Source organism: Streptomyces sp. NBC_01224, from assembly GCF_036002945.1.
GTDB lineage: Bacteria > Actinomycetota > Actinomycetes > Streptomycetales > Streptomycetaceae > Streptomyces.
Genome location: NZ_CP108529.1, coordinates 4,858,103 through 4,878,440, shown reverse-complemented (window position 1 = coordinate 4,878,440; position 20,338 = coordinate 4,858,103). Strand labels below are relative to the sequence as shown.

Here is a 20,338-nt window from a genome sequence, read left to right as displayed (position 1 = left end):
CTCAAGCTCCCTTCGCAGCCTGGAACAGCTCCGCCCGCGGGTCGTGGCCCGCAGTCGCCTTCCGGTAGGCCTCCAGCGCGTCCCTGGCCTCGGTGCTGAGGTCCTTGGGCACCGTCACCTCGACGGTGACCAGCAGGTCGCCCCGGGTGCCGTCCTTGCGTACGGCGCCCTTGCCGCGGGCGCGCATCGTGCGCCCGTTGGGGGTGCCGGCCGGCAGTTTCAGGGTGACCGGCGAACCGCCGAGCGTGGGCACCTTCACCTCGCCGCCGAGCGCCGCCTCCGTGAAGTCGACGGGCACGGTGACCGTGAGGTTGTCGCCCCTGCGGCCGAAGACCGGGTGGGCGTCGACATGGACCACGACGTAGAGATCGCCGGCCGGTCCGCCGCGCTCGCCCGGGCCGCCCTTGCCGCGCAGCCGGATCCGCTGGCTGTCCGAGACGCCCGCCGGAATCCTGACCTGCATGGTCCGGGAGGACTTCGCCCGTCCGCTGCCCTTGCAGACATCGCAGGGGTCCTGGGCGATGAGGCCCCGGCCCTTGCAGTCCACGCAGGGGTCGGTGAGCGAGAAGCCGCCGCCGGTGCCGCGCGACACCTGGCCGGTGCCGAGACAGGTCGGGCAGACCCTGGGGGTGCCGTTCTTGTCACCGGTGCCGGAACACGCCTTGCAGGGCGCCTGGCTGGACATCCGCAACGGGACCGTGGCCCCTTCGACCGCCTCGATGAAGCTGAGCGTCACCTCGGACTCGATGTCCTGGCCGCGGCGCGGCTGCACACGCGTCCCCGTACCGCCCCGGTTGAACAGGCCGCCGAAGACATCGCCCAGGCCGCCGCCGCCGCCGAAACCGCCGGCTCCGCCGCCCGCGCCCCCGCCCTGGGTGCCTCCGAAGAGATCGCCCAGGTCGAAGTTGAAGTTGCCCCCGGCGCCTCCGGGGCCGGCCCTGAAGCCGCCGTTGCCGAAGAGGGCGCGCGCCTCGTCGTACTCCTTGCGCTTCTTGCTGTCGCCGAGGATGTCGTTCGCCTCGGAGATCTCCTTGAAGCGCTCCTCCGCCTTGTCGTCGCCCTTGTTGGCGTCCGGGTGGAACTCGCGGGCGAGCTTCCGGTACGCCTTCTTGATCTCGGCGTCGGTGGCGTCCTTGGGGACGCCGAGGACCTTGTAGTAGTCCTTCTCGACGAAGTCCTTCGTGCTCATCGACGTCCCTCCTTCCGGACGATCGGCCATGCGGCCGGCCCGTTGGCCGGTCGCACGGCCGGGCGGTGGGCCACGAGGTGGTCAGACGGGATGTCAGACCTCCTCGGTGCCACCGCTCTCCTCGTCGGTTGCCTTCTCTTCCTTGGCTGCCGCACCCGGCTGGGGTTCGGCCACCGCCACCCGCGCGGGGCGGATGGTGCGCTCGCCGATCCGATACCCCGGCTGCAGGATCGCCACGCAGGTCGTCTCGGTGACATCCGGCGCGTACGAGTGCATCAGGGCTTCGTGGATCGTCGGGTCGAAGGGCTCGCCCTCCTTGCCGAACTGCTGCAGGCCCAGCTTGGCGACGACCGTCTCCAGTGATTCGGCCACCGACTTGAACCCGCCCACGAGCTCGCCGTGCTCACGGGCCCGGCCGACGTCGTCGAGCACGGGCAGGAGCTCGGACAGGAGACCCGCGACTGCGATCTCCTTGACCGTGGCCCGGTCCCGCTCGACGCGGCGACGGTAGTTCTGGTACTCGGCCTGGAGCCGCTGGAGGTCGCCCGTGCGCTCGTTGAGCGCGGTGCGGACCTGGTCCAGCTGGGCCGTCAGACCGACTGTCTGTACTGCGTCCCCGGCCGGGGACGCCTCCTCCTCGGGAGAGGAAGGGACGTCCTTCGGCTCAGCTCCGTCAGAAGTGGCGCCGGAGGGGACGTCGGGCTTCTCCTCGAAACCCGGAGTCTCCTCGGTCACACCGCACCGCCCTTCGCGTCCTTCTCGTCGTCCACGATCTCGGCGTCGACGACGTCGTCGTCGGCCTTGGCCTGCTGGGCGCCCGGCTGCGGGTCACCCTGCGGGCCGCCCTCGGCCTGGGCGTTGGCGTACATCGCCTGGCCCAGCTTCTGGGAGACGGCCGCGACCTTCTCGGTGGCGGTACGGATCTCGGCGGTGTCCTCGCCCTTGAGCTTCTCCTTCAGCTCGGTGAGCGCGGTCTCCACCTCCGTCTTCACGTCACCGGGGACCTTGTCCTCGTTGTCCTTGAGGAACTTCTCCGTCTGGTAGACGAGCTGCTCGCCCTGGTTGCGGGACTCGGCGGCCTCGCGACGGCGGTGGTCCTCCTCCGCGTACTGCTCGGCCTCCTCACGCATCCGGTTGACCTCGTCCTTCGGCAGCGAGGAGCCGCCGGTGACGGTCATCTTCTGCTCCTTGCCGGTGCCGAGGTCCTTGGCGGCGACGTGCATGATGCCGTTCGCGTCGATGTCGAACGCGACCTCGATCTGCGGGACGCCACGCGGGGCCGGCGGCAGGCCGGTCAGCTCGAACATTCCGAGCTTCTTGTTGTACGCCGCGATCTCGCGCTCGCCCTGGTAGACCTGGATCTGCACGGACGGCTGGTTGTCCTCGGCCGTCGTGAAGATCTCGGAGCGCTTGGTCGGGATCGTGGTGTTGCGCTCGATGAGCTTCGTCATGATGCCGCCCTTGGTCTCGATACCGAGGGACAGCGGGGTGACGTCGAGGAGCAGGACGTCCTTGACCTCGCCCTTGAGGACACCGGCCTGGAGCGAGGCACCGATGGCGACGACCTCGTCCGGGTTCACACCCTTGTTGGCCTCCTGGCCACCGGTCAGCTCCTTGACGAGCTCGGCGACGGCCGGCATACGGGTGGAGCCACCGACGAGAACGACGTGGTCGATCTCGGAGAGCTGGATGCCCGCGTCCTTGATGACGTTGTGGAACGGGCTCTTGCAGCGGTCCAGGAGGTCGGCGGTGAGCTGCTGGAACTGCGAGCGCGTGAGCTTCTCGTCCAGGTGCAGCGGGCCCTCGGCGGACGCCGTGATGTAGGGCAGGTTGATCGAGGTCTCGGTCGAGGACGAGAGCTCGATCTTCGCCTTCTCCGCAGCTTCGCGCAGACGCTGGAGAGCCATCTTGTCCTTGGACAGGTCCACGCCGTGACCGTTGGCGAACTGCTTCACCAGGTAGTCGACGACGCGCTGGTCCCAGTCGTCACCACCGAGGTGGTTGTCACCGTTGGTGGCCTTCACCTCGACGACACCGTCGCCGATCTCCAGCAGCGATACGTCGAAGGTGCCGCCACCGAGGTCGAAGACGAGGATCGTCTGGTCGTCCTTGTCGAGCCCGTACGCCAGCGCGGCGGCCGTCGGCTCGTTGACGATACGCAGGACGTTCAGGCCCGCGATCTCGCCGGCCTCCTTCGTCGCCTGACGCTCGGAGTCGTTGAAGTACGCGGGGACCGTGATGACCGCGTCGGTCACCTTCTCGCCCAGGTACGACTCGGCGTCCCGCTTCAGCTTCTGCAGGATGAAGGCGCTCATCTGCTGCGGGTTGAAGCTCTTGCCGTCCAGGTCGATCTTCCAGTCAGTGCCCATGTGGCGCTTGACGGAGCGGATGGTCCTGTCGACGTTGGTCACCGCCTGACGCTTGGCGACCTCGCCGACCAGCACCTCGCCGTTCTTCGCGAAGGCGACGACGGACGGCGTGGTCCTGGCGCCCTCTGCGTTGGTGATGACGGTGGGCTCGCCGCCTTCGAGAACGCTGACGACGGAGTTAGTCGTGCCCAGGTCGATGCCGACCGCACGTGCCATTTCAATTCCTCCAGCTTGACTACTTGAGTGGAACTGACTCAAGGATGCACGACAGGCGTCCCAGTGTCAACAGAGTTGAGTCGGGCCGACTCAACTATCGTGCACGCACCTCGCGCGCACAAGGAGATCAAGGGCGACACCCACCCGCCCCACGGGCCACGCAGGCCGCCCCCATCATCGCGCCATGGGATCGTTCTGTCACAAAATGCCGTGAGTCACGCAAAACCGGCACCAGATCCGCCCGACCCCCAGGCAGGTGCGAACGATGCAGAGGCAGAGACAGGGGCAGAGGCCGGGCCGCACGCCGGGCCGCGCGCCGATCCATATGCAGGTACAGCGGCGGGAGTGGACATGGGAGTGGCTACGGGAATGGAGGCAGGCGTGGCCGTCGGCCAAGCGCGTACTGGACCTGACCCTCGGCTCGGCCCTGCTGGCCCTGGCCGCCCCCCTGCTCGCCGCGGGCGCCCTCGCCCTCGCGGCGCGGCGGCTCCCCGGCGGCGTACTGACCCACTCACCCCGGATCGGCCTGGGCGGCCACCTCTTCGTACTGCACTCGCTGCGCACCCGGCGGCTGCGACTGGATCTGCTCTCCCGGCTGCCGCACGTCGTACGGGGAGACCTCTCCCTGGTCGGCCCGGAGCCCCTGGCACCGGACGACGAGCGGGCCCGGACGCCCGGAGCCGATGCCGATACCCCGGAAACCGCCGCCACCACCGCCGCGAGACACTGGCGGCAGGAACTGAAACCGGGCCTCACCGGCCTGGCGCAGGTACGCTCCCGCTCCGGAATGCCATGGGACGAGCCGGCCCTGCTCGACCAGCACTACGCCGAGCACCACTGGGTGGGACTCGACCTGGCCATCCTGGCGAGAGCCGTACACACTCCGCTGCGCAGGGCGATCCGCGGACTCACCCGGCGCGGCAAGGCACACCTGAGCGACACAGATCACCGCCGATGCGGCTACAGCGCGGCGGAATAAGTGGATAGTGTCAGCACAGACTGATTAAGTTACTGCTTAGTAATTGCCAGTATTCGCTCGTAGACGCTGGATCCCACCCTCGCAGGCCCGAGGAGCCCCCAAATGCAACTCGCCGCGATCATCGTGTCGCTGGTGCTGACTGTGGTCGGCGTTGCGCTCATCGCCCGAGCCGTCGCGCAGATCTACCGGTTCGTCAAGCTCGGACAGCCGGTCCCGGCAGGCAGCCGCACCGACAACCCGAAACAGCGCACGATCACCCTGGTCAAGGAATTCCTCGGCCATACCCGGATGAACCGGTGGGGGATCGTCGGCTTCGCGCACTGGTTCGTCGCCATCGGCTTCCTGACGCTGCCGCCGACGCTGCTCCAGGCATACGGGCAGCTCTTCAAGGCCGACTGGGTCCTGCCGATCATCGGCAACTGGCTGCCGTTCGAGATGTACACCGAGTTCATCGGTCTGATGACGACGGTCGGCATCCTCGTGCTGATCGCCATCCGGCTGCTGAACCTGCCGTCCCGGGCCGGCCGCAAGTCCCGTTTCACTGGCTCCAAGGCCTGGCAGGCGTACTTCGTCGAGTACGTCATCCTCGGCATCGGTCTGGCGATCCTGACCCTGCGCGGTCTTGAGGGCGCGATCCACCACGTCGAGGGCTACGACGCCGCGTACTTCATCTCATACCCCTTGGTCCTCGCGTTCAAGGGCCTCGCGCTCGGCACGCTGCAGAACCTCATCTACTTCACCGCGATGATGAAGATCGGCATCTCGCTGATCTGGATGATCACGGTCTCGCTCAACACGAACATGGGTGTCGCCTGGCACCGCTTCCTCGCCTTCCCGAACATCTGGTTCAAGCGGAACGCGGACGGAGCGGTCGCGCTCGGCGCGCTGCAGCCGATGACGTCGGGCGGCAAGGAGATCGACTTCGAGGACCCGGGCGAGGACGACGTCTTCGGTGTCTCCCAGGTCGAGCAGTTCTCCTGGAAGGGCATCCTCGACTTCTCCACGTGTACGGAGTGCGGTCGCTGCCAGTCGCAGTGCCCGGCCTGGAACACCGGCAAGCCGCTCTCCCCGAAGCTCCTGATCATGTCCCTGCGCGACCACGCGCACGCCAAGGCCCCGTATCTGCTGGCCGGTGGCGGCAAGGACATGGAGGGCAACGAGAAGGCGTCCGAGGAGCAGCTCAAGGACGTCCCGGCCGCGGCTCTCGCGGAGGCCGAGCGCCCGCTGATCGGAACGGCCGAGGAGAACGGCGTCATCGACCCGGACGTGCTCTGGTCCTGCACCACCTGCGGTGCGTGCGTGGAGCAGTGCCCGGTCGACATCGAGCACATCGACCACATCGTCGACATGCGCCGCTACCAGGTGATGATCGAGTCCGCGTTCCCGTCCGAGGCGGGCACGATGCTCAAGAACCTGGAGAAGAAGGGCAACCCCTGGGGGCTCGCCAAGAAGCAGCGCGTCGAGTGGACCAAGGAGGTCGACTTCGAGGTCCCGATCGTCGGCAAGGACGTCGAGGACCTGTCCGAGGTCGACTACCTGTACTGGGTCGGCTGCGCGGGCGCTCTCGAAGACCGGGCCAAGAAGACCACCAAGGCCTTCGCGGAGCTCCTCCACATCGCGGGCGTCAAGTTCGCGATCATGGGCGGCGACGAGAAGTGCACCGGTGACTCGGCCCGCCGCCTGGGCAACGAGCCGCTGTTCCAGCAGCTCGGCCAGGAGAACGTCGCGATGCTGAACATGGCGTTCGGCGAGTCCCTCGACGAGGACGGCGGGGTCGAGACGACGAAGAAGCCCAAGTCGTCCAAGAAGATCGTCGCGACCTGCCCGCACTGCTTCAACACCATCGCGAACGAGTACCCGCAGCTCGGCGGTGAGTACGAGGTCATCCACCACACCCAGCTGCTCCAGCACCTCATCGACGAGGGCAAGCTGATCCCGGTGACCCCGGTCGAGGGCCTGATCACGTACCACGACCCGTGCTACCTGGGCCGTCACAACAAGATCTACACCCCGCCGCGCGAGATCATCGCGAAGGTCCCGGGCCTCAGGAACGAGGAGATGCACCGCCACAAGGAGCGCGGCTTCTGCTGCGGTGCCGGTGGCGCCCGGATGTGGATGGAGGAGCGGATCGGCAAGCGCATCAACAACGAGCGCGTCGACGAAGCCCTCTCCCTCAACCCGGACATCGTCTCCACCGCCTGCCCGTTCTGCCTCGTCATGCTGACCGACTCGGTCAACGGCAAGAAGAACGACGGCAAGGCGAAGGAGTCGGTCCAGGTGGTCGACGTATCGCAGCTGCTGCTGGACTCCGTGAAGACCCCGGCCGACCCGGCCGGCGAGGCGGAGCCGGCGGACGCACCGGAGCCCGAGCCGGTGAAGTAGCCAGGGCTGTCGTGCGACAGAAGCGGCCGGACCTGCCTCGGGGGCAGGACCGGCCGCTTCTGTATTCCCGCACGGCTGCGCATGGGGCCGACCCCCCAGGGTTCCCCTAGGGGATGTCACAGCTCGGCCGCAATGGCGGGCAGGTTCCCCAGGCCCTCTCACCGCACCCACGCAGACCAGGTACGTTCGACGACGTGGCTGGATTCAGGATCGGACGCGGCCGGGACAACCGCACCCCGCAGCAAGCGCAACAGCAACCGCGGCAGCAGCCGTACGGCACACAGGCACCACCGCCGTACGCCCGGCAGCCATGGCCGCCGACGGGAGGCAACGGCGCCCCGCCCCCGTACAACAACGGCGGGCACGGTGGAAACAACGGGCCCGGCGAGCACAACGGCGGCTACGGCAACGGCTACAACAGTGGCGGCCACGGCGAGCCGGAGTATTTCGGCGACCCGTACCAGCAGCCCCACCACCCCCACGGGTCCCCCCAGCACGGCGACCCGTACGCCAACTCCCCCGGTCACACCCAGGCGTTCAGCATCGGCGAGGACCCCTACGGCGACGGCAACACCTACCGCGCCGGCCAGGCCCCCGCCCAGCCCGCGGGCCCGCGGCTGCCGTGGAAGGACCTGATCACCGGCATCGTGCTGCGCCCGGGACCGACGTTCTGGCAGATGCGCGACTACCCGGTCTGGGGCCCGGCGCTCATCGTCACGTTCCTGTACGGCCTGCTCGCCCTCTTCGGCTTCGACCAGGCCCGGGACGACGCGATCCACGCGACGATCTCCACAGCGGTGCCCTACGTCGTCATCACGGGCATCGGCTTCGTCATCGGCGGCCTGGTCCTGGGCGCGGTCACGCATACGCTCGCCCGCCAGCTCGGCGGCGACGGCTCCTGGCAGCCGACCGTGGGCCTCTCCATGCTGATCATGTCGATCACGGACGCCCCCCGCCTGATATTCGCGCTCTTCCTCGGCGGCGAGAACTCCCTGGTCCAGGTCCTCGGCTGGATCACCTGGCTGGCCTCGGCCGCGCTCTTCACCTCGATGGTGAGCAAGTCGCACGACCTGCCGTGGCCGAAGGCGCTGGGCGCATCCGCGATCCAGCTGATCGCGCTGCTGTCGATCATCAAGCTGGGCACGATCTGACGGCATCCGACCATCTGAGGAAGAGCCCCCGACACACCGCGTCGGGGGCTCTTCCTCTTGCGGGTGCGACTGCTCGCGGATGACCGTGCCGCGCATCTCGGCCACCCCTGACCACACACCACCGGCCGCGGACCGCCGGCTCTACGCGTCGAGAACCTGCCCGCTACGCGGCACGACGGGCTTGTCCACGCTCCACGGGAAGTTGATCCAGCGATCGGTCTTCTTCCACACGTACTCGCACTTCACGAGCGAATGCGGCTTCTCGTAGATGACCGCGCTGCGCACCTCGGCAACGTGATCGATACAGAAATCGCGCACCAGCTTCAGCGTCTTCCCGGTATCGGCGACGTCGTCGGCGATCAGAACCTTCTTGTCCGAGAAGTCGATCACATTCGGAACGGGCGCGAGCATGACCGGCATTTCCAGGGTCGTACCCACCCCGGTATAGAACTCCACATTCACCAGATGAATGTTCTTGCAGTCCAGGGCATAAGCGAGCCCGCCCGCGACGAATACCCCGCCCCGCGCGATGCTCAGCACGACATCGGGCTCGAATCCGTCGTCGGCCACGGTCTGCGCCAGCTCACGCACCGCATGACCGAACCCCTCGTACGTCAGGTTCTCCCGCACATCACCGTTCATTCCGGCATCACACCTGGGTCCGGTGGAAATTCATGAACGACCGCGACGCGGTCGGCCCGCGCTGGCCCTGGTACCGCGATCCGTACCGCTCGGAGCCGTACGGGAACTCCGAAGGCGAACTCAGCCGGAACATGCAGAGCTGCCCGATCTTCATCCCCGGCCACAGCTTGATCGGCAACGTGGCGAGATTCGACAGTTCCAGGGTCACGTGCCCGGAGAAACCGGGGTCGATGAATCCGGCGGTCGAATGCGTCACAAGACCGAGCCGCCCCAGCGAACTCTTGCCCTCCAGCCGCGACGCAAGATCGTCGGGCAGCGAGATGACCTCGTATGTCGAAGCGAGCACGAACTCACCGGGGTGCAGGATGAACGCCTCGTCCCCGTCCGGCTCGACCATGCGCGTCAGATCGGCCTGCTCAACGGCTGGATCAATATGTGGATAGCGGTGGTTCTCGAACACCCGGAAGTAGCGGTCGAGCCGCACATCGATGCTCGAGGGCTGCACCATCGACGCGTCGAACGGATCAATGCGTACACGTCCGGCGTCGATCTCGGCCCGGATGTCCTTATCTGAGAGAAGCACGCCCCGAGGATACGCAGAACGCGCGGGCCCGCCCCAATCCGGGACCGCCCCGCGCGCCTGTGACCTCTCCTAGCGCTCCTCGAACACCACAGGCACGGCATGCCGAAGCCGCGCACAACGAGGACAGCGAATGAGCCGCCCGGGACCGATCCGCCCGGACCCGAGCTGCTGCATCGGGAACGAAGCGGTAGCGAAAACGTGCCCTTCGGCACAGCGGACGACGGTGCGCTCCATGGAGTCCATCAAGTCCCTTCCCCAACAAGCCTTGGACGAAAAAGCCACATTAGGGGATGAACGGGACGCCACTCCAGGCGGCACTCCGACCACCCACGCTACGCCCCCAACTCCCGCCCACGGCACCCGCATCCACCCTCCCCCCGCAACGAAAAGGCCCCACGGCTCAAACGCCGGGGACCTGGCATGGGGTACAGTGTGGACGGTGCAGAGCTGATCAATCGGCTCGCTTCGCGGGTGTAGTTTAATGGTAGAACATGAGCTTCCCAAGCTCAGAGCGCGAGTTCGATTCTCGTCACCCGCTCCATAATGAAGGCCCTGGTCATCGATCGGGGCCTTGCTTGTTGTCTAGACCATTTAGAGGGCTCCGTGCCCTCCGCGTGCCCTAGGGCGTGTCCGATGGGTCGTGTGACTCACCCTCGGGTCGATCGTTTCGGTCGACATGGGGCGGGGTGATCTTTCGGATGAGGAATGGGCTCGGCTGGAACCTCACCTGCCCAGGCGTGTGGGCCGAGGTGGGCGGTGGCAGTGCCACCGCCGTGTGATCAACGGGATTCTGTTCCGGCAGCGGACGGGCCTGCCGTGGAGGGATCTGCCGTCCCGTTTTGGGAAGTGGAAGACGGTGCATGACCGTCATCGCAGGTGGTCAGCGGACGGCACGTGGGAGAGGATCCTGCGAGCCGTCCAGGCCGACGCCGATACCGAGGGCCGGATCGACTGGAGCATGGTCAGCGTCGACTCGACCTCATGCCGAGCTCACCAGCACGCGGCAGGTGCGCACTCTCGTCCGCCAAGAGTTCCCGGCAGTCGTAGCACCCCCCGTTCGACACCGGGCCGATGAGGCCCTGGGCCGTTCGAGGGGCGGGCTGACCTGCAAAATCCATCTGGCGGGCGAGGGTGGACGTCGCCCTCTCGCATCCGTCATCACTCCTGGCCAGTGGGGCGATGCCCCGCAGTTGATCGCCGTGATGGAACAGATCCGGGTCCCCAGGCCGGCTGGCGGACACCCACGTACTCGGCCCGACCACCTTGGCGGCGACAAAACCTATTCGTCGCGTCGAAACCGCCGCTACCTGCGGCGGCGTCAGATCAAGCACACCATCCCGGAGCCCAGAGACCAGCGTGCCAACCGCCAAAGGCGAGGCAGTCAAGGCGGCCGGCCGACCAGGTTCGACAGGGAGATCTACCGGCGCCGCAATGAAGTGGAGCGGACGATCAACCGGCTGAAGTCCTTCCGTGCGGTCGCGACTCGCTATGACAAAAGGGCTTACGTCTTTCACGGGACGGTCACCATCGCTTCGATCCGGCTCTGGCTTCGTGCGTGAGACATGGCCAGGTCGCTGCCGATTTTGTTGCGGCTTATCCCATGACCGGACGGTTGGCGGAGGTGTACTCGTCCGCGACGTTGAAGACGCTGGCACAGAGCGGGCATTCCGCACGTCCGAATAGATGAGAAATTCCGTCGGCGAGTACCGTCTGACCTGCGTGGACGGCCATCTCGAACATCCACCTGCCAGTTCCGGTTAGCTTCTCGGCGGCCAACGGCCGCAAATCCCTTCGTTCCACATCACCCAGGTTCCAGTCCTGGGCCGCTGAGTACTTCCCGTAGTTGCCGATGGCGATCCTGACCCCGACCTCACAGTGCGGACACGCCAAGGGGTAGAAGTCATCCTCGAAGTCGCCAAGGACCGCCGCCCAGTGGTACTCCTCCTCGACCGCGAGCAGGGCACGCAAGGACACGAGGAAGTCAGCTGGCCTCGACCGCAGGTGCCTACCCAGCACCTCGCGGAACTCCGCAATGGCGCCGGCGCAATCCGCCAGGAGATCGTCGCAACTATGGTGCCCTGCTGCACGTTCGAGAATCTCCCCCGCCAGGTGCCGCGCCTTCGCGCTGCGCGGCGTGAGCCGCACCAGACGCGGCAGGGCAGCGAAACTGGCCGGGGACACCAAGTCATGCTCGAGAACGAGCCGCCATCCCAGTTCCTTCCACGCTGCTGGGTCGTCATCATGCTCGACCTGCTCCAAGAGCTTCGGAACACGACCGACCTCAAACCAGCAATCATGCATATCCACCCAGGTGACCACTCCGGCATTGAACCTTGCCCAGGTGGGTCAGGGGCGATTCCGTGGTTGCGGGTTAGTCATGATGCATCCCCGAGCGACCCGTCGGACAGGCCCTAAGTCGCCCGAAAGCGCTGTTTCGCGAGCCGTTCACGACCCGCCCCAGAGAACGCTTGTCCAGACATCTCGAATCACGAGACGCACTTCTTGTGACCTGGGTCACTGTTCGGGCGGTCAAGTGCGAACTCTCGACTGCAAAGAGTCTGCGTCTAGCGGACCGCCGTCGACACGGGCAGCAGTTCGAACAGCCGCACATGAGCAGCCAGCGTCAGAGCGGAGGTCCAGAGGAGAAGAATGCGCTGATGCTTCGCGTCAGACGTGACGCCTCGTTGAGCCCATGCCGCGCCGCCAAAAGCACGTATACGGCCACCGGGAAGGCCAGTATTGCCAATGGCGCCATCAGCTCCGCCGGGGCACCTAGCCACGCGAGGAGCAACGAGAAGAGCGTGACGCAGAGTACCGACCACATGCACGCCTTCGCCAAGCGGAGACCGTCCACCCGGTCAGGTGCCAAAGAGCCCTCTCCAGATTCCTCGCTCGGGAGCAGTGCCTCCGGGAGCATCTCCTGAAAGCGATCGACAGCGATGCTGCTCGCGGCAGTCGCGGCAAGCAGACCAAGCTTCCGCGCCGCGCCCTCGCGATCCCGCATAAGTTCGTCTGCCGCCTGCGTAAACGCCGTCTCCACCAGCCGTACGTGGCTTACGAGTTCCTTTCGGATTGCCCGGCCAGCCCCGAACGCAGATGCAGCATCTCCGGCGACCTCCCGCAGAGGGAGACCCACTCTTCTGACCTTCTTGCGGAGTCTCCCTGCATCCGTGTAGTGGCTTTCCGCCATACCGACCAGATCCCCACTGGCCGAGAGCAAGCTGAGGAGCGGGTACAGCGGCTCGTAGCAGCGCGCGATGTGGTCCGCGCGCCATAGCGACCACACAAATACGAGGACCACCGAGATGCAGACGAGGGCCCCAGCCGTCCGCGGGTCACCCCCGGGTCCGAGGACGTAAGCGGAGTAGGACCCGCAAGATACGGGACCAGCATCGAGAATCCCGCCAGGTCGGCAGGCCGGGCCGTAAGTAACGACGGCCGTGATGCCCAGAACCACGAAGGCGACAAGCACTCGCCGCAGCCTCAGCAGATAGGGGCCCCACCGAAACGCGAGTGCCTTACGGACACTGTGCGCATCGAAGGCGATACCCAGATCAGCCGCAGCCTTTTCCGCCCGCCCTACGCGCTTCTCGACCTGCCGGTTGTGCACCCCCCGTACTGGATGCCGCCACTGCGGCGATCCCGCACCACTCACTGTTCCCCCTGTGTCCTCGGTGAGAGGCAGCGTAGATGCAACGTCTGACAGCACGAGCGAAGATGGGCATCACTGCCCGAGGCGTATCCGCGTCTCCGCCACTGCGGAAGCGAGCGGCACGTCGGCCGGACGAACATCATTCCGCCACGTAACAAGCCCGGGGCTGTGTTCAGACAGCCCCGGGCCAGTCTGCTCGTTACGCTTCGCGAGCACTCTGCGACTCAACAACCGCCGCTGCCTTGGCCCGTTGGGCACGAACCAAGTCATCGATGCCGTCCGCGACCTCCATTTGCCGCTCCATCGGGGAATGCTGGTAGACCATGGCTGCCTTCTCCGAGGACTGGCCGGCGCGGACCATCGTGTCCTTGAGCGTGGCTCCCGACTGGGTGGCAGGGTGTGGCCGGTGTGGCGGAGGTCGTAGAAGCGGAAGCCCTCTGGCAGGCCGACCTTGGCCCGGGCCCTCCGCCACTTGCGGCCGAAGGTGGACCGGCGGAAGGGAGCGCCCTTCTCCCCGACGAACAGGAGCCCGTCGGGTTCCTTCTCGGCATACCAGTCGAGGTGACGCTTCACCTCGATGTACAGGAAGGCCGGGAGGAAGACGGTTCGCCTTCCGGCGGCCGACTTCGTGTCGCCTTCGATGCGACGGCCGGTGGTCAGCTCGGGTGCGGCGTCACGGATCTTGACCGCGAGAGGGTCGAGCGTGACGTCGGGGCGCCGGAGGGCGGCCTGTTCCTCCGGGCGCATGGGCCCGTAGGCGCCGAAGTAGACCATCAGCCGCCACCTCGGTCCCATGGCGTCGGCGAGCGCGTCGACCTGTTCGACGGTGGCCGTCGGGCGTTCCTTGGCTTTCTCGCTGCCGGCGCCCCTGATCCGGCAGGGGTTGCGGCGGATCAGTTCGTCGTCGGTCGCCGTCTCCATGATGGCTTTGAGGAGGCGGTAGGACTTGGCGACGGTCGTCGCACCGGTCGCCCCCAACCGCTCGGCCCGCCAGGTGCGCACGCCCGGCGGCGTGATGTCGTCCAGGTTCACCGTGGCGAATTCGGGCAGCAGGTGCAGGCGCAGGAGCCTTCGGTACAGCTCCTCCGTGGTGGCGGAGAGCCCGCGCTCCTCGACCCACTTCATGGCGTACGTCTCGAAGTTGACCGAGCCGGCGTCGGGGTCCACCCAGTGCTTGCGCTCGATGTCGGCCTGGGTGAGCGTGAGCCAGGACTGGGCATCGGTACGCGTCTCGAAGGTCTCCGGGGCGGTGCGGCGGCTGCCGTCCGGGGCCCAGTAGCGCACCTGCCACCGCCCCGATGGGAGTTGACGAACGGTGCCGAATTCGCGCCGCCGCTGCAGCTTGCGGGCCGCCATCAGGCGGCCTTCCCGAAGCGGGAACGCGTCTCGCCGAGAGTCGGAACGGCGCGTTCCTCGATGTACGCGGCGATGGCGCTCTCGGGTATCCGTACGGGCTTGCCGAGTTTGACGTAGCGGATGCGGCGCTCCTGGATGAGTCGCCGGATGAAGCGCACGCCGGTGCCGAGGCGTTCGGCGGCCTGCTCCACGGTGAGGAGGGTGTCGGTAGTGGTCACCTCCCCCTGGGGTCGCGGGCGCTGGACGGGGGCGTGCGTTATCGCCGAAGGGCGCAAGTGAGTGCTCCGGTTCCGGCCGGCGGATGGGGCGGCAACCCCGCGCCTGGCCTCGTGTCGTTCAGGGATGGGATGGGCAGGACGGCCACAGCGAGGGTTTGCGTTTCCGCTGCGCCAGTTGGAGTGAGCGGCTATGCGTCGGAGGCGGGGCCGTACTCTTCGTTGCTCTTCATCAGTTCGGCGGCGATGGCGTTGGAGACCATCACGTCAGCCTCCTTACGGATGTCCGGGTGTTCGGCGAGATAGGCGTCGAGCTGGTCGCGGGCCTTCCGTGCCTCGTGGTTGGCACGGTTGGAGGCTCTGTAGGCGGCTACGACGTTGTCGATCAGCTCCATGGCCCGGCCCATGGTCGCCAGGCTGGGCGGCCCGACGAAGTTGCTGAGCGGGACGCCGAAGATCTCGGCGAAACCGATGGCCTCGTCGAGGTTGATTCGACGCTTGCGGTTCTCGATGCGCCAGACCGCAGACGGGTTCATGTCGAAGCCGACGTCGTTCATTCGGTCGGACAGCGTGGTGGTGCTCCAGCCGCGCTTCTCGCGCTCCAGCTTGACCCGCACGGCGGCGTGCTCCTCGCCGCTGAGGAGCACCCCCTCGGGGGCTCCCTCGTCATCCGGCATTGCCCCTCCTCCCGTTCACTGCGTGTACCGCCGGTTTTGCGGCATGGAACAAGATTAACATCCGTTCTGCGGATCGCATAGCGCTATGCGATCCGCATAGTCCGTGGTACCGTAAAGCACCCCAGCAGACCGCACCGATCCGCTGAGGCATGCCTTCAACCAGCCCCGACATACAAAAAGCCCCCCGGTGACCCAACACCGAGGGGCTCAAAGCGCAAACCTCATGCCGCCCATCCCTGAACGACTGACCTGCGAGGCCGGGATTGCCGTCCCATTGGCCCGCAAGCGGAGGAGCTACATGTCCAGTATGGACGATCCCGCCCAGAGCACGCCATCCCTTCCGAACACCGCCGTCGTATGGCCGCCGGTGGCCATACCCGGCCGCCCCGCCGAGCCCGTACCGTCGTCCGCAGAGGAGCCCGAACCCGCTCCGGTGTCCGAGGGCGAGGCGGTGCTGGCGGAGCTGCGGGAGCAGCTTCGCCGGTACGTCGTGTTGCCAAGCGGGGAAGCGTTCACGGCTGTGACCCTGTGGGTTGCGGCCACGCACCTGCAGACCGCATGGCAGCACGCTCCGCGGCTGGCTGTCGTGGGGCCGGCGAAGCGGTGCGGCAAGTCGCGGCTGCTGGACGTGATCACCGAGAGCGTTCACGATCCGCTGATCACGGTCAACGCGTCGGCCGCCGCGGTGTTCCGGTCGATCACCGCCACACCGCCCACCCTGCTGGTCGACGAGGCCGACACCCTCTTCGGCTCCGCGAAGGTCGCGGAGAAGAACGAAGAGATGCGCGGTCTGCTCAACGCGGGGCACCAGCGCAACCGCCCCACCCTCCGAGTCTCCGGGCCCAACCACGAGGTCGCGAAGTTCCCCACCTTCGCCATGGCGGCCCTCGCCGGCATCGGTGACCTGCCGGACACGATCATGGACCGGTCGATCGTCATCCGGATGCGCCGCCGCAGGCCGGGCGAGAAGGTGGCGGAGTTCCGTACCTTCCGCGACACCCCGCCCCTCCACGCCTTGCGTGACCGGCTCGTCGCCTGGCTGACTCCGCTGCACGCCGACGCGATGGAGCTGACACCGGCCATGCCGGTCGAAGACCGCGCGGCCGACACCTGGCAGCCGCTGGTGACCGTCGCCGACCTCGCCGGCGGAGCGTGGCCCGACCTCGCCCGCACCGCCTGCCGCATCATGGCCAAGCACGAGGCCGAGCACGACCAGGACCGCAGCAGCCTGGGCATCCGCCTGCTGGCCGACATCCGCCGCGCCTTCACCACCGAAGGCAACCCGCCGGCGCTTCGCACCAGCCGACTCCTCGACATCCTCAACCAGGACGACGAGACACCCTGGGCGGAGTACACCGCCAACGGCCTGACCCCTCGGGGCCTGCAACTCCTGCTGAGGGAGTACGGCATCAGCTCGGCCACCCGCCGCTTCCACGGCAACGTCCAGGCCAAGGGCTTCACCCGCGTGCAGTTCGCCGACTCCTGGGCCCGCTACTGCCCCGAGCCCGCGCCCGAAGCCACGACCGGGACCTGCCCCGGCACGACCCGTCGCGACTCGTCTCCGCGCAGGTCAGCGCGGTGACGAGTCGTGGTCCGGTGACGAGTCGACTCGTCACCACCGCCGCACTCGTACCAGTCCTGACCAGGCACGCGACGAGTCGCGACGAGTCGCCCCGCCCTCAGGGCCACATCAGCCACACCTTGCACCCCTGGAGCATTTCCCTTTGTCCTCCCCCACCATCGCCGCGGCACCGTCTGCCCCGCTGCCGCTGGCCACCGCGATCCGCACGGGAGTGTCGCTGCTGGCCGTGGCCGCCTTCGCACTGTCCTACGACGCTCTGCGTCAGATGGCCGCCGCCAGCCACATCCACCGGGCGCTCACCTATGCCTTCCCGCTCGTCATCGACGGGTTCATCGCCATCGGGATCGGCGCCCTGCTGGTCCTGCGGACCGCGCCCCTGTCCGCCCGCCTCTACGTCTCCGCCCTGGTCGGTGTCGCCACCGCCACAAGTATCTGGGCCAACGTCCTGCACGCCGTCCGCCTCAACCAGCAGACCCGCCACAACGGGCTTGCCCTCGATGACATCACCGTCGGAGTCATCTCCGCCATCGCCCCACTCGCCCTGGCCGGAGCCGTCCACTTCTACCTCCTCGTCGCCCGACGCCCCGCTACCCCCGACCGCCACAACACCGACGACGACGTGCCGGAGCCACTCGCGAAGCGAGAGGCGGAGACCCCGCAGCAGCCCGGTAGGCCGGGAGGCAAGCAGCCGAGCGTTCCGCTGGAGCAGGCCGTGGCCATCGGCCGCACGGCTCCCCTCGGGCGAGCCGGCCGTGCCTCGCGCCGCAACATCGAGAAGGCCGTCAGGGACCAGGGTTTCGGTATTTCTCGGAGCCGTCTGGACGAGGTCAAGGACCTGCTGCAGGCCGAACTCGACGACGCCCCCACCGGTACCGGCTGACCCTGCATCCCACGTCGCCCCAGCCCGTTCCTCCCGTGAATCAGCAAGGGAGGAGCGGGCCCTCTCCCTCCGCCACCGCTTGCAGGAGCCCACATGCACAGGCCCGTCCACGAGCCCTCGTCAGCGCAGCAGCAGATGACCTCCACCCCGGCATCAGGCGGAGCAAGGTATGGCGTTGGACCGTCCAAGGGCCGGTCCAACGCAAGTGCCTCCGCCCCGGGGGTGGCGGAGGAGCTCGGGCGCCAGGGGACGCCCGAGCGGAACAAGCCCGTCGACACCACCACCCGCACCGTGCTGCCGCAGCGCGCCGCCGAAGCCGCCGCACTGCGCCGAGTCGCACGCCGCCGCCAGCGCAAAGAGACCCAGCGCAAGGAACGCGTCGACGTCCGCTACAGCACCGACGAGAAGACCGCGATCCTCTCCGTGGCCCGGTCATTGAACATCGCTGCCGCCCACTACGTCGGCGCCGTCGTCATGGCCCACATCCACGGAGACCTCGCACTGCCCGGCCAGCGCACCCAACTCGACGACTACATCGACGAACTCACCGCCCTCCGAGGCGAGGTCGCCAAGATCGGCCACAACATCAACCAGATCGCCAAGAAGCTCAACTCCGGCGACCGCCCACACCCTGGGGACGCCGCACTCCTCGACCATGCGGAACGCGCCCTCGGCACGGTCGGCGCCACCATCCGCCACATCGCAGCAGGCACCAACCAGGCAGCCGCCACAAAGGGGCCACGGTGATCGCGAAGATCAGCAGCGGCAAGAGCACCGCCGGCCTCATCCGCTACCTCTACGGCCCCGGCCGGGCCAACGAGCACACCGACCCGCACCTCGTCGCCTCCTGGGACGGCTTCGCGCCCGACCCCGGCCGCACCGACGACACCGCCGCTACGAAGAAGCTCCTCGTGGCCGACCTCGACCTACGCGTCCAGCAGGCCAGGCGACTCGGCCGGGCCCCGGAGCAGCACGTGTGGCACTGCTCCGTCCGTGCAGCACCCGGCGACCGCATCCTCGACGACGCCGAATGGGCGGACATCGCCCGCCGTGTCGTCACAGCAACCGGCATCACACCGACAGAAGATCCGGACGGCTGCCGTTGGGTCGCCGTCCGGCATGCCAACGACCACATCCACATCGCCGCCACCAAAATCCGAGGCGACCTGCGCACCGCACGCCACTGGAACGACTACCTCACCGCCGACCGCGAACTCGCAGCCGTCGAGAAGGAATACGGCCTTTTCCAAGTCGTACGCGGAGACCGCACCGCCGCGAAACGGCCCACCCGCGCCGAGCAGGAGAAGGCCCGCCGCACCGGCCACGACAAGCCCGCCCGCGTACGCCTGCGCACCTTCGTCCGCACGGCAGCGGCTGCCGCCACCAACACCGAGGAGTTCCTCGGTCTGCTCACCCGTACCAACGGCGTCCTCGTCGAGGTCCTGCACTTCCCCTCCGGAGAACCACGCGGCTACAAGATCGCCCTGGAAGACGACACGAACACCGGAGGGGAACCGGTGTGGTTCTCCGGCTCCACGCTGTCGCCCGACCTCTCCCTCCCCAAGATCCAGAGCCGTCTCACCGCAGCAGACATTCCGGCCGACAACCCCCATGGACGCCTCCGGCCGCACCCGTGGCACCAAGCCACCGCAGCCACAGAGCGCATCCCCCACCACCTCGGCCGACCGGAAGCCGAAGCCGCCCAGGCCCACTTGGCCGCCCTCGGCGAAGCACTCGACGCCGTAGCCCTTACCGCGCCGCCGGACATCCGCACCGAACTCCGCGCAGCGGCCTCCGCGTTCGAACGGGCAACCCGTTCACGCGTCCACGCCGAGCACCACCACGCCCGCGCCCTGCGTGGGGCCGTGAAGGCAATGCTCCACGAGCCGACGCCCAAGGACGGAGCCTTCCTGGCGATGTTCCTCGACGCCGCGCTCCTCGCCGTCATCGCCGCCGCCCGCTGGCACGACCAACGACAGCACAACCAGCAGACCGCAGCCGCCCACCAGACCCTGCTCCACCTCCAGACCGCCTACGACCGGACCTCATCCGGGTACCTGCTTGCCGCCGCCCAGCATCGACCGCCTCAGAAGGTCGCAGTCCGGTACGCCCAGCTCATCCGCCAGGCCGCCCCCGCACACGCCGACCAAGTCTTCGCCGACCCCGCCACCGATGCGCTCACCACCGCATTGGTTGACGCAGAGGCCGCAGGCCACGATCCCGGACGCCTGTTGCAGCAGGCGGCAGACGAACGCGCCCTCGACGACGCCCGCTCCCCTGCACGCACACTGGCCTGGCGCGTACATCGGCTCTCGCAGAGGCCCGCTCCAAGCCAGCGAGCTCTGGCGGCACAGAAACGCAGCACCGTTCTACGCCACGTGGTTTCTCCGGAGCCTGCGGCGTCGGCCACGCCCACCGCTACTACATCTACATCTCGCCCTCGGCGGAGGTGATCGCCTCTCGGC

General features: G+C 67.6%; 17 protein-coding genes, 1 tRNA gene and 1 pseudogene. 9 read left to right on the top strand and 10 right to left on the bottom strand.

The window, feature by feature from the left end; genetic code table 11:
• Window position 1: 1 nt before the first annotated feature.
• From dnaJ to dnaK, 3 genes are all read right to left on the bottom strand, one after another.
• A complete protein-coding gene (gene dnaJ, locus OG609_RS21780) occupies window positions 2–1,189 on the bottom strand; it encodes a molecular chaperone DnaJ (protein ID WP_327274348.1) in 1,188 nt (395 codons plus the stop codon).
• A 93-nt stretch (window positions 1,190–1,282) separates the two neighbouring features.
• Window positions 1,283–1,924, bottom strand: coding sequence for a nucleotide exchange factor GrpE (gene grpE, locus OG609_RS21775; protein ID WP_327274347.1), 642 nt, complete (start codon window positions 1,922–1,924; stop codon window positions 1,283–1,285).
• Window positions 1,921–3,774 carry a molecular chaperone DnaK gene (dnaK, locus tag OG609_RS21770; RefSeq protein WP_327274346.1) on the bottom strand — a complete coding sequence of 618 codons (1,854 nt, stop codon included), beginning with the start codon at window positions 3,772–3,774 and terminating at the stop codon, window positions 1,921–1,923. Before dnaK ends, grpE begins: the two co-directional genes overlap by 4 nt.
• A 265-nt stretch (window positions 3,775–4,039) precedes the next feature.
• Between dnaK and OG609_RS21765 the strand changes: the two genes are divergently transcribed.
• From OG609_RS21765 to OG609_RS21755, 3 genes are all read left to right on the top strand, one after another.
• Window positions 4,040–4,753, top strand: coding sequence for a sugar transferase (locus tag OG609_RS21765; protein WP_327274345.1), 714 nt, complete (start codon window positions 4,040–4,042; stop codon window positions 4,751–4,753).
• A gap of 102 nt (window positions 4,754–4,855) precedes the next feature.
• The gene (locus OG609_RS21760; protein ID WP_327274344.1) at window positions 4,856–7,135 is read left to right on the top strand and encodes a (Fe-S)-binding protein; all 2,280 of its coding nucleotides are present in this window, start codon (window positions 4,856–4,858) and stop codon (window positions 7,133–7,135) included.
• 194 nt (window positions 7,136–7,329) lie between these two features.
• Entirely contained in the window at window positions 7,330–8,286 is a 957-nt protein-coding gene (locus OG609_RS21755) for a Yip1 family protein (protein ID WP_327274343.1), read from the top strand.
• A 141-nt stretch (window positions 8,287–8,427) separates the two neighbouring features.
• Here the strand turns inward: OG609_RS21755 and OG609_RS21750 are convergent, their stop codons facing one another.
• Window positions 8,428–8,928 carry a phosphoribosyltransferase gene (locus tag OG609_RS21750; RefSeq protein ID WP_327274342.1) on the bottom strand — a complete coding sequence of 167 codons (501 nt, stop codon included), beginning with the start codon at window positions 8,926–8,928 and terminating at the stop codon, window positions 8,428–8,430.
• 7 nt (window positions 8,929–8,935) lie between these two features.
• Window positions 8,936–9,511, bottom strand: a complete 576-nt coding sequence (dcd, locus tag OG609_RS21745) for a dCTP deaminase (RefSeq protein WP_072487843.1) — start codon at window positions 9,509–9,511, stop codon at window positions 8,936–8,938.
• A 467-nt stretch (window positions 9,512–9,978) separates the two neighbouring features.
• On the opposite strand from dcd, the gene OG609_RS21740 reads away from it, so the two are divergent.
• Together OG609_RS21740 and OG609_RS21735 are read left to right on the top strand one after the other, a co-directional pair.
• A tRNA-Gly gene (locus OG609_RS21740) sits at window positions 9,979–10,052 on the top strand.
• Between the two features lie 135 nt (window positions 10,053–10,187).
• Window positions 10,188–11,070, top strand: a protein-coding gene (locus tag OG609_RS21735; protein ID WP_327274341.1) for an IS5 family transposase whose coding sequence is annotated in 2 segments (ribosomal slippage) — window positions 10,188–10,568 and window positions 10,570–11,070 — 882 coding nt in all. Because the reading frame shifts where the segments join, the coding sequence is not laid out codon by codon here.
• A gap of 34 nt (window positions 11,071–11,104) precedes the next feature.
• Here OG609_RS21735 and OG609_RS21730 read toward each other — a convergent pair.
• The 5 genes and pseudogenes from OG609_RS21730 to OG609_RS21710 form a co-directional block, all read right to left on the bottom strand.
• Window positions 11,105–11,830: a hypothetical protein gene (locus OG609_RS21730; RefSeq protein WP_327274340.1), complete on the bottom strand. Its 726-nt coding sequence runs from the start codon at window positions 11,828–11,830 to the stop codon at window positions 11,105–11,107.
• 304 nt (window positions 11,831–12,134) lie between these two features.
• Window positions 12,135–13,121 carry a hypothetical protein gene (locus OG609_RS21725; RefSeq protein ID WP_327274339.1) on the bottom strand — a complete coding sequence of 329 codons (987 nt, stop codon included), beginning with the start codon at window positions 13,119–13,121 and terminating at the stop codon, window positions 12,135–12,137.
• Between the two features lie 241 nt (window positions 13,122–13,362).
• Window positions 13,363–14,519: pseudogene (locus OG609_RS21720) on the bottom strand (tyrosine-type recombinase/integrase).
• The gene (locus OG609_RS21715) at window positions 14,519–14,737 is read right to left on the bottom strand and encodes a helix-turn-helix domain-containing protein (protein ID WP_327274338.1); all 219 of its coding nucleotides are present in this window, start codon (window positions 14,735–14,737) and stop codon (window positions 14,519–14,521) included. Before OG609_RS21715 ends, OG609_RS21720 begins: the two are co-directional and overlap by 1 nt.
• Window positions 14,738–14,925: 188 nt before the next feature.
• On the bottom strand, window positions 14,926–15,411 hold the full coding sequence (locus OG609_RS21710; RefSeq protein WP_327274337.1) for a helix-turn-helix domain-containing protein: 486 nt from the start codon (window positions 15,409–15,411) through the stop codon (window positions 14,926–14,928).
• 307 nt (window positions 15,412–15,718) lie between these two features.
• Here OG609_RS21710 and OG609_RS21705 point away from each other — a divergent pair, with 307 nt between their 5' ends.
• The 4 genes from OG609_RS21705 (at window position 15,719) to OG609_RS21690 (ending at window position 20,326) form a co-directional block, all read left to right on the top strand.
• The gene (locus OG609_RS21705; RefSeq protein ID WP_327278130.1) at window positions 15,719–16,993 is read left to right on the top strand and encodes a DUF3631 domain-containing protein; all 1,275 of its coding nucleotides are present in this window, start codon (window positions 15,719–15,721) and stop codon (window positions 16,991–16,993) included.
• A 142-nt stretch (window positions 16,994–17,135) separates the two neighbouring features.
• On the top strand, window positions 17,136–17,873 hold the full coding sequence (locus tag OG609_RS21700) for a DUF2637 domain-containing protein (protein WP_327274336.1): 738 nt from the start codon (window positions 17,136–17,138) through the stop codon (window positions 17,871–17,873).
• Window positions 17,874–17,966: 93 nt separating this feature from the next.
• Window positions 17,967–18,620, top strand: a complete 654-nt coding sequence (gene mobC / locus OG609_RS21695; RefSeq protein WP_327274335.1) for a plasmid mobilization relaxosome protein MobC — start codon at window positions 17,967–17,969, stop codon at window positions 18,618–18,620.
• A complete protein-coding gene (locus tag OG609_RS21690) occupies window positions 18,617–20,326 on the top strand; it encodes a relaxase/mobilization nuclease domain-containing protein (protein WP_327274334.1) in 1,710 nt (569 codons plus the stop codon). Before mobC ends, OG609_RS21690 begins: the two co-directional genes overlap by 4 nt.
• Window positions 20,327–20,338 lie beyond the last annotated feature (12 nt).

What these genes read in the sequence shown, in the direction of transcription:
- OG609_RS21710 (WP_327274337.1), bottom strand. Translation starts at nt 15,411, where the DNA reads ATGCCGGATGACGAGGGAGCCCCCGAGGGGGTGCTCCTCAGCGGCGAG.
- dnaJ (WP_327274348.1), bottom strand. Translation starts at nt 1,189, where the DNA reads ATGAGCACGAAGGACTTCGTCGAGAAGGACTACTACAAGGTCCTCGGC.
- mobC (WP_327274335.1), top strand. Translation starts at nt 17,967, where the DNA reads ATGCACAGGCCCGTCCACGAGCCCTCGTCAGCGCAGCAGCAGATGACC.
- OG609_RS21765 (WP_327274345.1), top strand. Translation starts at nt 4,040, where the DNA reads ATGCAGAGGCAGAGACAGGGGCAGAGGCCGGGCCGCACGCCGGGCCGC.
- dnaK (WP_327274346.1), bottom strand. Translation starts at nt 3,774, where the DNA reads ATGGCACGTGCGGTCGGCATCGACCTGGGCACGACTAACTCCGTCGTC.
- OG609_RS21760 (WP_327274344.1), top strand. Translation starts at nt 4,856, where the DNA reads ATGCAACTCGCCGCGATCATCGTGTCGCTGGTGCTGACTGTGGTCGGC.
- OG609_RS21705 (WP_327278130.1), top strand. Translation starts at nt 15,719, where the DNA reads ATGGACGATCCCGCCCAGAGCACGCCATCCCTTCCGAACACCGCCGTC.
- OG609_RS21750 (WP_327274342.1), bottom strand. Translation starts at nt 8,928, where the DNA reads ATGAACGGTGATGTGCGGGAGAACCTGACGTACGAGGGGTTCGGTCAT.